Origin of the sequence: Geobacillus sp. LEMMY01 (assembly GCF_002042905.1) — a bacterium.
GTDB lineage: Bacteria > Bacillota > Bacilli > Bacillales > Anoxybacillaceae > Geobacillus > Geobacillus proteiniphilus.
In genome coordinates, this window is record NZ_MVKA01000051.1 from 1 (window position 1) to 12,182 (window position 12,182).

Genomic DNA, 12,182 nt, shown 5'->3' on the forward strand with positions numbered 1-12,182 from the left:
GATGGGGGCAAATGGCTWTTGGAGCTGTTTTTTTTCGTGCGTGCTTCCAGCTCTTGAACACGGTACTTCAGTTGTTCATTTTCTTTGCGTAGTTGTTTGTTTTCGTGACGCAAATGTTCATTTTCTTGAATGAGTTGATGAATGAGCTGTTTTTGTTGTTGAACTTTGCCGATTAAGCTCTCAACTGTAAATACAGCTTGTTGTACCGTCAACATGCGATTCACCTCCTTGTCTATCAATATTCACATCATGGACAGGAAAAGCAAAAAATATTCAGCTCACTTTATGATGTGGCTGAATAGTTACGAGCAAGGAATTGATTTTAAAGTTGTAACGGAACGGGAGATTCCAATGATACTTTCAAAAAATGTGGAGTTTATTTATATGGCTAAGCATTTATCCGATTCACCAGGAATCACAGAAGATTTGCTTTGGAAATTAGAGCCTTTTATTTATCAAAAAATGCAAGGCACTCCCATTCCTTTAGCTAAAATTGCGCTTGAAGTCGATGGAATAATCGGTCTTGAGCCGGGAACAAGTTTATGGATCGTAAAACATCTAATTGCTAATCGTTATTGGAAAGTGGATATGTACGAAACGATAGACACTTCAAAACCACTAAACTTTTCTAGAGCAGATACATTGTTAGATAAGGGAAGGGTGGTTATATGATCCTAATATTAGAAAACTCGATAATCGAATGGATTAATGAGGGAGAAGAAAATGTTCTTGAACGCGTCTTATGGGTAGATGCGGAAAATAATCAGGTTGTTGTAATAAATTTAAACGCAGAAAAACCTTTGCCAGTCATAAAAGAACTAACGTTTATTCATCAGGCACTCTCCCAAGGATTAGCCATAAAGAGAACGGTTGATCCTTTTGCCAAAATATACGCAAATGAAGCAGAAATACCAGAAAAGTACCGGCAACGAAGAGATAAACGATGGGAAATTATTAAGGATATTGTAACAGAAGAACCGGATGTTTACGACGAAAAATTGCGTGGAGCCATGATTCGTGAAGCTCATGAGAAGTTTGGAACACCCAAGAAAGACATTTATAAATATTTGAGAGAGTATTGGAAAGGAGGAAAAAACCCGAACGCTCTGCTTCCAAACTATGATAATTCGGGAGCGCCTGGGAAAGAAAGAGGGGTAAAGGAAGGAAATAAAAGAGGGAGACCGAGTCGAGTTGAAAAAGAGGATCCGGAAAAACAAGGGATCAACATTGATGATGAAATTAAACAGATATTCCGAATTGCAGTTCAGTTATATTATGACAATAAACAACAATACCCATTAAGAAAATGCTACCAAACCATGTTAGAGAAACATTTTAACATTGGTTATGAAAACAAAAATGGGGTCCAAGTGCCAGTGTTGCCCCCTGCTCATGAACTTCCTACTTTTGGACAGTTCAAATATTGGTACTCAAAGGAAAAAGACTTAAAGAAATCCTTGATTGCAAGAGAAGGAAAAAGAGGGTTTGCCTTAAGGCATCGACCAGTCTTAGGAAGTTCAACACAGATGGCGTTCGGTCCAGGATCAATCTTCCAAATCGATGCCACTATTGCAGATGTATATCTGGTGAATAGTTTTGACCGTACAAAAATTATTGGAAGACCGGTTATATATACCGTCATCGATGTTTTTTCACGAATGATTGTTGGAATGTATGTGGGGCTTGAAGGTCCGAATTGGATTGGAGCAAAAATGGCGTTAGCAAATGCTTTTACAGATAAGGTTAGCTTTTGCACGGAAAAGTTCCATGAGCAATTTTTGCTCTCCACCCGGGCATGAAAATGACTCATCGGGGCGCATGCATTTTCACGGAAAAGTTCCATGAGCAATTTTTGCTCTCCACCCGGGCATGAAAATGACTCATCGGGGCGCATGCATTTTCACGGAAAAGTTTTAAATACTCCTCCTTACAGAGCCGATTGGAAAGGGATTGTTGAACAAAGCTTTCGAAAAGCAAATTTAAAAACCATTCATTGGCTTCCTGGGGCAGTAAAAGAACGTTATCGAGAAAGAGGAGAAAAAGACCATCGATTAGATGCAACGCTGGATTTGCACCAGTTTACAAAAATCATGATTAATACCTTTTTGAATCATAATCTCTACCACCGTATGCATTGGTATTCAAGAGATGAATTTATGATTCAAGATCATGTTGAACCAATACCAAATGAACTTTGGCGATGGGGGATTGAAAACAGAGTGGGGCATTTGCGCGAAAAACCTTCAGATATTATCCAGTTAAATCTTATGCCAAGGGACGAAGCAACAGTAACCGAAAGCGGGATACGGTTTAAAGGAATGTTTTACAGCTGTGAAAGAGCGTTAAATGAACAGTGGTTTGAAAAAGCAAGAGTATATGGGAATTTTAAAGTCCCAGTCGCTTATGATACAAGAAATAAAGCGGATACCATTAATTTGATTTTAAACAATGGAAAAGACTTTGAAGTCTGTTACCTTCTTGAAAGGGAGTCTCGCTATAAAGGGCGCCGATTGGAAGAAGTGTTAGATCTTCATGAGTTTGAAAAATTAGATGAAGCCAAATATCAAACAACAAAAATTCAGTCTGATGCAGAACTTAACGCACAAAACAATGCCATTATTGAAGAAGCCAAACAACAAACGATGCAAGCGTTGCGTTTATCCAATATCAGTAATAACCGGAGAATAACAAATATTCGAACAAATCGAAAAGAAGAAAAAGAAAGGGTTCGTGAAAAAGAGAAGTGGAATTTAGGTAAAGTAACTCCATTCATTCCGAAAACGAATGAAGTCGAACAAACTACAACTGGTGAATTTGAATTAACGCCCAAACTTACAAAACAACAATCCTTTTTGAAAATGTTAAAAAGCCAAACGAAAGGAAAGGGATGATACATTGAATTTCCTTGGACATCAAGTAAAGGCAGAGTATACAAAATCAGAGGAACCAATGTATAAGCATAATGCTTATATTGAAGCTCTACCACCTGTTTTAGAGCCATATGAAGTAGCCCTTCGGATACGTAGAAGACCAACATACGACGAAAAAGAGCGTTCTTATGCGCCAGAATTTCGGCTTCAGGCTGTACAAAGGATTGCAAATTTTATAGAGCCATTGCCTATTCACCTTGATTTAGAACAGAGGTTCTCAAGAATGATAAGAAATGGGTATATGGCACGGAATCCATTATCAGCAGAATGGAATAAACAATTACGTTCTGCATTTCCAGATTTATTCACAGGAAGTGGAAAAGAAAATTATAAACCTATTATTCGTTCGACAGCAGCCGGATTTGCCATTATCGGAACGAGTGGTGTGGGGAAAACAACAGCGATTGAAAGTGTGCTTTCTTTGTATCCTCAAGTAATCACTCACACTGAGTACAATGGGCAAAGCCTTGACCGAAAACAATTAGTTTGGCTAAAACTTGATTGTCCATTCGATGGTTCCATAAAAGGTCTTTGCTTAAATTTCTTTCAAGCCATCGACGCTGTTTTAGGGACAAGCTATTATAAAAAATTCGGTAATAGCAGGAGAACGACAGATGAGCTCTTACCAAATATGGCAGCATTAGCTTCCACTTTAGGTTTAGGGGTTTTAGTCATTGATGAAATTCAGCGACTAAGCGAAGCCAAAAGTGGTGGGGGAGCTAAAATGCTTAATTTCTTTGTTCAATTGATCAATACCATTGGTGTTCCTGTTATTTTAGTGGGGACTTTTAAAGCACTTCACATGATGATGAGAGAATTTGCACAAGCACGACGCAGTGCAGGGCAGGGGGACCTTATTTGGGCAAATTTTGCACAAGATGAAATTTGGGATTACTTCATCGAAAATCTTTGGGAATATCAATGGACTGCAAAAGAGAATCCATTAACACCGGAACTTAGTCAAACACTTTACGAAGAATCTCAAGGCATCCCAGATATAGCAGTCAAGCTTTATATGATTTCACAGTGGCAAGCAATTGGTGAAAGTGAAACCATAACCCCAAAATTGATCCGAGAAGTCGCGAAAGAAAGCTTGAAGATTGCAAAGCCGATTCTTGATGCTTTGAAGAAACGAGATACTAATGAATTAAGCAAAATAAGCGATATTCATCCACCAATACAAAATCTTGATGAATACTTTCATAAAGCAAAAGAACGTATTACTATTGAAGGCACACTAAACAATTTAAGAAATCAACAAAAAGCTATGAAAGACAATACAAGCGAAGAATCGATTATTTTGGAAGTTGCACAATGGCTCGTTGATGCTGGAATTGATCCAAATATCGCAAGGCAGTGTGCAGAAAAATCCATTCAAAGAAACGGAACAGAATATGATTTATCAAAAGTGAAGCAAGATGCGATTGTGTTTGCGCTCAATTTAAATTTGAATCGTGCAGGGAAAAAATCTACTACGAAACAAAGAAAAATTTCTAAAAAGGAAGAGGCTTATTTTCCAGGGGATCTTCGGGCTGTATTGGATCAAGCAAAGAAAGAAGGAAAAAGTCCTTATGAGGCATTTAAAGAAATAGGTTTGATTCAATCAGTGGAAGAGATATTAGCCATGTAAAGGGGGATATTCATGTTACCATTTTTTCCAACCCCATATCCTGATGAATTGTTATATAGTGTTTTGGCAAGGTATCATATTTGGAGCAGAAACTTTAGCCTAAAGGATACAATAGATGATTTATTCGGAAGAAAAACCGCATCTGCTGTGATTGACTTGCCAAATAACTTAAAAGCTATATCTGATCAACTTCCTGAAGGGTCAATTAATACGCCGGATCGGTTCATTCAAAAACACACGTTGTTTCCATTATTTAAACCTTTTTTACCAAAAGAACGAGTGGACAAATTGATACATTCGATGATAAACGGGGGAGATATTCATGCCAGAATTGGAGTTATGGCAAGTAGTATATCTTCTCCTAAATTTCTTCGTTATTGTCCCGAATGCGTCAATGAAGATGAAAGAAAATACGGTGAACCATACTGGCATCGTACGCATCAAGTGCCTGGCGTAGAAATTTGTCCTATCCATCAAACATTCCTAATCGAAAGTAATATTGCGACAACTGCAAGGCAAAACAAGCATGAGTTTATAGCACTTGATTGCAAATTAACAAAACAATCGGTTTCCAAAAAAGCAAATAAGAAAGAATTTGAACATGAAATGGCAATTGCTGAAGCGGTGTATTGGTTGTTAAACAATGATGTACCTGTTTTAGGAACAGAGAAAATACACAACCGGTATATTAATTATTTAAAGAAAATGAATCTAACTGCTGCAGCTTCCAGGAGGGTAAGACAAAAAGAATTGATGGAAGCCTTTCGGCATTTTTATGGTCACGATTTGTTGAAAAAATTAAATTGTACTATTAATTACGGACAAGATAACTGGTTAAGTAAATTGGTTCGCAAACCAAGAACAACAGCGCATCCGATAAAACACATTTTATTGATAAGATTTATTGGATTAACACCGGCGCAGTTTTTTGAAGAAGACATGGTTTATCATCCGTTTGGGGAAGGACCGTGGCTGTGTTTAAATGCAGCGGCAGACCATTATAAACAACCGGTTATCGATGACTGTAAAGTAACAAGAGATTATAAAACCGGTGTTCCAGTCGGGACTTTTACATGTTCTTGCGGATTTGTTTATTCACGCAGAGGACCGGATAAAGAGAAATCTGACCGATTTAAAATCGGGCGGATCAAAGAATTCGGTCCTGTATGGAGAGAAAAATTAATTCAACTAAAAATAAAAGAAGAAAGAGGTCTTCGTGAAACAGCACGAATATTAAATGTCGACCCGGGAACAGTAAAAAATCAATTAGAAAAATTAAAGCAGGAGGAGATGGATACTCCATCTGCGAATGATTTTGAAATTAAACGTAATAAATACCGAACTAATTGGTTAAAAGCTGTTGAATCGAACGAAGGGAAACCAAAAACAGAAATCCGAAAAATAGCACAGGCGGAATATGCTTGGCTATACAGGCACGATCGTGAATGGCTGGACACAAATTCACCGGATCCTTTAAAACGAAAAAAATACAGCGATAACCGGGTCGATTGGAGAAAACGTGACAACGAAATAGCGGAAAAAGTAAAAGAAGTAGTCAATGAGGAATTAAACAATCCTTTGAAAAAACCGGAGCGGCTAACAATCAGCTCAATCGGTAAGAAAATCGGTGAATTAAGCTTGTTGCAGAAACATCTGAATAAATTACCAAAGACAAAGAAGCTACTCGGTGATGTTATCGAGTCAATCGAAGAATTTCAAATAAGGCGTGTAAAATATGTTGCTCAACAAATTCGTGAAAGAGAAGAGCTGGTCAGAGAGTGGATGATTGTTCGCGAAGCAGGATTGAGACCGGGATATTCCGAAAAAGTAAAACAGGCAATTGAAGCAGAAATAGAAAAAGAAATGAAAATAATTATCTAATATCCCTTCTCCTCCTAGTTAAAAGGGTTATCTTCTACGATAGCCCTTATTACAAATGTTTCCCTCCATAATAGATCTGATTAAGAAAAAATTTTGTAATATTTGCAGGATTTTTTCATTATTTTGTCGAATAAATCTAATTAAAAAGTATGTATTATGGAGGAAAAGGATGACAAAAATCAATACAAAAGCACTCCTCAAAATATTGGAAGGAATTGACAAAAATAATCCAAAACCTGCTTATTCAAATCTCGAGATATTAAATGAATTACAAAATATTCTTGCTGATACAGGTCAAGCGATTCAGCGCTTAACGGAAGAACAAGCCATAAAAATGATTTTGTGGCAGGGAATCTTAAATCAATACGGAATTTACGGTAATAAAAAAGGTTCTGATCGGAAATTCTACAAAAAGAACCCCTTAACTGGTGACACAGAAGAAACAACATATGCATCTAAATCATTTAGTCGTGGAAAAGTATTAAGTGTAGACTTTGGGACAAGTAACATCGATTATGAATTTTCTTTAACCCATACAGGTATAGTTATTGCTGATTACCCAAATCTTGTTGTGGTAATACCTGTAACATCTCAAAGCGATACAAAATATGATTCACTACCTGAAAAAATAAAGGAAGCAATGGTACCTATTGCTAAGAGTGATTATCCACTTTTTGAAAATGACTCATACGCACTATTGCACCATATAAGATCAGTTTCAAAAAATCGAATCACAAAAATAATTGGCAGCATATCAAAAACAAAATTGATGGATCAATTGGAACAAAAATTATATGAACAACATAGTGTATTTATAAAAAAGAAAAATGATGAAAAAATAAAGGAACTCGAATGCAAAATCCAAGAATTGGAAAATAAAAATGAAGAATTAAGAAAAGAAATCCTACAAAAAAACGAAAAGGAACTTGAGAAAGGAAATAAAAATTTAAATTGACAAATAACGTTGAGTTAAGTAAAATTAAAAGCAAAGGTAAATATGTTGCCGATAGGGCGTTAAAAGTTTGATACATTATGCCCCTCAATGGAGGGATAATCCCCTTAGATATAATCTAGGGGGATTTACATTTTTAAAAGGTATGTGTTCGATTATTTACGTATGAAATTAATCTATATAAGTTGCAATTTTGTTTTACATGGCATTGTTCGCTCTTCTTGCCACCGTGCCAGCTTGTTAGGTGATAAAGTAAAGACGGACATGGAGGTCGGAATTTCTTTATTACAACCTATATATGTCATTTTTAACACTTTTTAAAAAGGTTCAAACATGGATTCGAGCCTTTTATTTATTTGTATACAACATTTTTTCAGAAATATCAGTAAACAGTAAATTGATCCGTTTTTACTTCTTTAATGTTAATAAAGGCAAGATGGGGGAGAAGCTATGCTGTCGATTCCAAATCTCGTTACATATTATGATATTATTCGCTTGCCAAAAAATGTGTTGAAGGAAATTTGTTCCAATTTAAATCTTAGTGATAATGGAACCTCATTTGAATTAGCAGTCAGGATTTGGACAGCAATACAAGACAACCCGGAGTTGCAATGTAAAGCTTTGCAAGGTCACGAAAATAAAATTTTGGCTGGCAAAACTTCAATATCATGGTTTGAATTTATAAATTCTGATGGTATTAAAGGTTTAAAAAACATATTAATAAAAAATAACAAAACAAATCCTTTTGAAGTTCACACAAAATATTCAGAAGAAGACTTGAATAATGGACCGATATTAAAATGTGCAGCAGAAACAAATAATAAGAATAAATATTATTTAAGGTATATTTATAAATCAGGCACAACCGCGAATGTAAGTGAAGAAGGGATAAGTTTTAGACCGGCTACAAGCATGGCTACTGTTTTTATTGATGAGGAAAAGCAAATAATTGAAATAAGAAGTAATCCTAATGATGCGTTAAAAATTGCGCGACATATTGCAGGAGTTGCTAAGCAGCAAATTACTCTTTCGAAAAAGGATATAGTCAAACCATTTGGATATGATACAGCCAAAATGGCTGATGAATTAGGTGGACAATTGTATCAATCAAAAGCTATTCCTGAGTTAATTTTAGAGGATCTCACCGAATCGCAAACTGATGCGGTTGTAAATGTTTTAGCAGCTCTTGACCGATACTTTGAAGAAGAGGATATAAATGTATTACAAGCAGAATTACAAAATGCTAAGTCAATTCTAGGTGAGGAACTATTAACCATTCCTTTTGTTTCAGTTGTTCTATCTGGAATGGGTAATATTGGTTTAAAAGTAAACAGGGATGACTTACGTTCAACACCATTGTATAATTTGTTAGAGCCACATCTTCAACCTCAAGGAGGATATATTAGATTTGATGTAGAAGAAGATGGTATAAAACAAACTTACACAATACAAGTTGGTGTTACAACGAAAAGTGTGTTTTTTTCTTCCCCATCAACGACAGAAAAGGTTATTGAATATGTAAGGGAACGAATAATAATTTAATGCATTTAGGAGGAGGTGGGCTTATGGTTGCTAAGTGGGAAATAAAAGAAAAGATTGATGATGCTGTTCGAGTTATAGCTTATAGTGCTGTAAAATATTTTTATCCGACAGCTATCACTAAAGCAACCAATACACCTCTTCCGGATGCATTCGAATATCTTTTAACATTGGTACAATCTGGTGTATTAAGTATTAAATGGGAAATACGTTGTCCGAATCTTGATTGCCTTCAAACAATAAAAACAGTCGACAGTTTGGATGAAGTAATTGAAGAATATATGGAATGTGATTGTGGTAAAGAAGTTTTACTAACAAGAGATATCGTCTTTCCAATATTTGAGATAAATCCGGATTATAAAGAATATGTAAAAAAAAACAAATCGAAGAAGAAAAAAAAGATAACGTTTTATTAAAGAGTATATCAAATTCCGAACCGATATCACTTTCTGAAAAAGGATTAATGAAACAAGAGTCAATACAAAAATTTCTCGATATAATGGGAAATTCTCCAATAGTCATTGAACAATTTATAGTAATGGAAGGTGGAGGGGATAACAAAGTGTCGCAATATAAAAGAAATATTTCAGGTTTCAATGGAGCACAATTTCATGGAGACAATGTCAATTTTGGGGACAATGTAAAACAAGAGAAAACCATAAACTATGGTTTAACAGAACAAATTTTTAAGGAATTATTATCTGAAATTAAAAATATTGCTGACGAGATGCAACGCGAACAGGCTGAGCATTTCGCCAATGAACTGAAAGTCGCCATCGAAAAAAATGATATTGAAAAAGCAAAGAAATTATATGGCTGGTTGGAGAAAATATTAACAAATTCCGCATCATTATTAACACTCGGAACAACCTTTGGTTTGATTTAAAAAATTATTGAGTAACGAAGAAGTTTAACGACCTATTCAAAGGTCGTTTTTAATTTGTACATACAGAATTGATTATGATCACGAAAAATCATTGTTACAACCATGATGTTCGGTTACCAACTTTATTTTTTATTCGAAATTACAATGCTTAATGATCAGTTACCAACTTTAATAAAAGACGTACTACTTTAACAAAGTAAAGAAACCTTGGAATAAAAGAACTATTGGTTACCAACTTTATTTTTCACTAACAGACTGTTATCACCGTCAAATAAATCCCGTCCTGGGAAAATAAAAACTGTCCAGGGACAATAAAAAATGTCCAAGAAGCCGAGCGTGGTTAGGGTTTTGCCCTGATCCTTGCTTGGCTTCTTCTTTTGTTGAAAGTAGTACAGGGGAAAGGGGAAAGGAAAGAACATTGATTTATCAAGCAGTTTCCCAATATACCCCCTCCCGCTATGTTCCAATTGAGCTTCTCCATTTGTGCACTCAAATGATTTCCCTGGACATTTCCCAACGTTCCATTTCCCTCATCCCTTCCCCCTAATCCCCTAATTTCTTCCAAATTGGCGGACACTTTTTATTTTCCTGGTTTTTTGTTCCAACTGGTTCCTCAAAGTCTCAAACCCCTTGCGGCTCTAGGGAAGAGAGAGTTTGAGGGGGGAGGGGAGGGATGGACATGAATTATTGTCTCTTGACAGGCGTGTTGATTATCCAATAAAATCCAAAGGGTATAGAAAAAAGAGCACCTTTCCTGTAGAATGTGAGTAACGACACAAACAAACCCAGGAGGTGCTCTCTATGAACAAGCATACCACACTCCCGAATTTGATGCAAAAACTTGTTTCGGATGAAGAGATTCAACTGATTGCCGAAGCGGTTGGGTATCGTGATTCGTCTCGAACCTTTACGTTGCGCGAGTTGATTCACTTCTTCCYGCTGGCCGCCATGCATCAATGGAAAAGCTTTCGCCATGGAGCYGACGTGGGGCCTCTGTATGGATTGCCGCGATTCCATTATTCCACAGTATCCAAGAAAGCGAAAGAAGTTCCCTATGACATCATGAAACGCTTGTTGGCGTTGATCATTTCCAAGTGCAACCGCCAAACCCGCCGYTCGCTTCGGTTTCCCAAACCGCTTCGGGTGGTGGATTCGACGACCGTCACRGTCGGGAAAAACCGCCTCCCATGGGCKCCGTATCACGGCGAACGCGCCGGAGTGAAGCTGCACGTCGCGTATTCGCCGGAATCCTCGTTGCCGGCAGACGTGGTGGAAACGACCGGRCTGCGTCACGATGGCCCAGTGGGAGAACAGTTGACGAACSCTCAACAAGTGCTSGTGGAAGACCGGGCGTATTTCAAAATCGAACGCCTCGATCGATTTGTRGAGCAGCATCAGCTCTTTGTCATTCGGATGAARGACAACATCGAACTTCATCAGAAAAAAAGCTTGAACCGCCTTCCGAGCGCATCTTCATCGGTTCAAGCCGACTTCACGTGCCAGTTGGGGACGAAACAATGCCGCTCCACCAAGCGTCACCGGGTGGTGATCTTTCGAGATGCGAATGGCCGCGACATTCGGGTCGTGACGAACCTCTTCCATGCGTCTGCGGAAACCATTGCCGACATGTACCAACAACGTTGGACCGTTGAAGTCTTTTTCCGCTGGGTAAAGCAATATCTGAATGTCCCAACCTTGTTTGGCACGACGGAAAATGCGGTATACAATCAGCTGTTTGGGGCGTTCATTGCGTATGTGTTGCTGCGATGGCTGTATGATCAAACCAAAAAACGGACGAACGTCTCTCTTTCCTTCATTTCGTTTGTTCGCCGTTTTTTCTCTGGGCAGCTTCCTCTCGATTGGAAATCCGGGATGGCCGCTGCTTTGTTTGAGTATGCCCAAATTTATGGAAGGCGTATGTATAATTTTGGATAATCAACACTCGTGTTTATTGGTAAAAAACCGTAAAATGGGCAAACGAATTTTATTCCTTGGTGAGGGCCTAGCCGACTGTACCATACAGTAAATTCCCCTTTTGTTATATATTTTTACTCACATTTCGCACCCTAACAGGGTTGAAAGAAAGGATTTTTTATTTCGTTTTTCAGAATAACTTTCTGACCAACACAACGAGCGATGGCAATCCTTTTTTTACCATCGCTGGTCGTTCCGTATCACGTTACACGTAGATGCTCTCATCCATGCCCAATCCCTGCAGAATCCTTCGCTGATCAGGGGTGAGGGAGCGATCCAGTGAGCGTTGGATGCGCCCATCCGGCAGCTTGAACAGGACGACGTKCACATATTGAAACAGCTGACAAATCGCATGTACCGTCGGCCGGGTCAGCTTGCGGCCTCCAGGAC

The 12,182-nt window shown here is 37.7% G+C and carries 10 protein-coding genes and 2 pseudogenes; 10 read left to right on the plus strand and 2 right to left on the minus strand.

From position 1 onward, the window contains the following. Nucleotides 1-215, minus strand: a pseudogene (locus B1A75_RS18050) (IS66 family transposase); the annotation flags it as partial. A gap of 13 nt (nt 216-228) precedes the next feature. Here B1A75_RS18050 and B1A75_RS18055 point away from each other — a divergent pair. The 10 genes from B1A75_RS18055 (at nt 229) to B1A75_RS18105 (ending at nt 11,753) form a co-directional block, all read left to right on the plus strand. Next, the gene (locus B1A75_RS18055; RefSeq protein ID WP_176202443.1) at nt 229-672 is read left to right on the plus strand and encodes a TnsA endonuclease C-terminal domain-containing protein; all 444 of its coding nucleotides are present in this window, start codon (nt 229-231) and stop codon (nt 670-672) included. Beyond that, nucleotides 669-1,799 carry a hypothetical protein gene (locus tag B1A75_RS18060; protein ID WP_079936646.1) on the plus strand — a complete coding sequence of 377 codons (1,131 nt, stop codon included), beginning with the start codon at nt 669-671 and terminating at the stop codon, nt 1,797-1,799. The genes B1A75_RS18055 and B1A75_RS18060 overlap by 4 nt, the downstream gene beginning before the upstream one ends. A gap of 42 nt (nt 1,800-1,841) precedes the next feature. Next, nucleotides 1,842-2,891 carry a Mu transposase C-terminal domain-containing protein gene (locus B1A75_RS18065; protein WP_079936647.1) on the plus strand — a complete coding sequence of 350 codons (1,050 nt, stop codon included), beginning with the start codon at nt 1,842-1,844 and terminating at the stop codon, nt 2,889-2,891. Nucleotides 2,892-2,895: 4 nt separating this feature from the next. Continuing rightward, nucleotides 2,896-4,560 (plus strand): ATP-binding protein, encoded by a 1,665-nt coding sequence (locus B1A75_RS18070; RefSeq protein WP_217700892.1) that lies wholly within the window; start codon nt 2,896-2,898, stop codon nt 4,558-4,560. Nucleotides 4,561-4,572: 12 nt separating this feature from the next. Then, the gene (locus B1A75_RS18075) at nt 4,573-6,441 is read left to right on the plus strand and encodes a TnsD family Tn7-like transposition protein (RefSeq protein ID WP_079936648.1); all 1,869 of its coding nucleotides are present in this window, start codon (nt 4,573-4,575) and stop codon (nt 6,439-6,441) included. Nucleotides 6,442-6,610: 169 nt separating this feature from the next. Then, entirely contained in the window at nt 6,611-7,396 is a 786-nt protein-coding gene (locus B1A75_RS18080; RefSeq protein ID WP_176202444.1) for a type II toxin-antitoxin system PemK/MazF family toxin, read from the plus strand. Nucleotides 7,397-7,843: 447 nt separating this feature from the next. Next, nucleotides 7,844-8,935 (plus strand): hypothetical protein, encoded by a 1,092-nt coding sequence (locus B1A75_RS18085; protein WP_079936650.1) that lies wholly within the window; start codon nt 7,844-7,846, stop codon nt 8,933-8,935. 23 nt (nt 8,936-8,958) lie between these two features. Then, the gene (locus B1A75_RS18090; RefSeq protein WP_079936651.1) at nt 8,959-9,348 is read left to right on the plus strand and encodes a hypothetical protein; all 390 of its coding nucleotides are present in this window, start codon (nt 8,959-8,961) and stop codon (nt 9,346-9,348) included. Nucleotides 9,349-9,395: 47 nt separating this feature from the next. After that, entirely contained in the window at nt 9,396-9,818 is a 423-nt protein-coding gene (locus B1A75_RS18095; protein WP_079936652.1) for a hypothetical protein, read from the plus strand. A gap of 801 nt (nt 9,819-10,619) precedes the next feature. Next, the gene (locus tag B1A75_RS18105; protein ID WP_079936654.1) at nt 10,620-11,753 is read left to right on the plus strand and encodes an IS4 family transposase; all 1,134 of its coding nucleotides are present in this window, start codon (nt 10,620-10,622) and stop codon (nt 11,751-11,753) included. Between the two features lie 244 nt (nt 11,754-11,997). Here B1A75_RS18105 and B1A75_RS18110 read toward each other — a convergent pair. After that, nucleotides 11,998-12,182 (minus strand): annotated as a pseudogene (locus B1A75_RS18110) (IS1634 family transposase); the annotation flags it as partial.

Bases quoted from the DNA above. Each gene is read 5' to 3' on its own strand.
- B1A75_RS18060 (WP_079936646.1), top strand. From the start codon at position 669: ATGATCCTAATATTAGAAAACTCGATAATCGAATGGATTAATGAGGGA.
- B1A75_RS18065 (WP_079936647.1), top strand. From the start codon at position 1,842: ATGAGCAATTTTTGCTCTCCACCCGGGCATGAAAATGACTCATCGGGG.
- B1A75_RS18075 (WP_079936648.1), top strand. From the start codon at position 4,573: ATGTTACCATTTTTTCCAACCCCATATCCTGATGAATTGTTATATAGT.
- B1A75_RS18080 (WP_176202444.1), top strand. From the start codon at position 6,611: ATGACAAAAATCAATACAAAAGCACTCCTCAAAATATTGGAAGGAATT.
- B1A75_RS18085 (WP_079936650.1), top strand. From the start codon at position 7,844: ATGCTGTCGATTCCAAATCTCGTTACATATTATGATATTATTCGCTTG.
- B1A75_RS18090 (WP_079936651.1), top strand. From the start codon at position 8,959: ATGGTTGCTAAGTGGGAAATAAAAGAAAAGATTGATGATGCTGTTCGA.
- B1A75_RS18095 (WP_079936652.1), top strand. From the start codon at position 9,396: ATGAAACAAGAGTCAATACAAAAATTTCTCGATATAATGGGAAATTCT.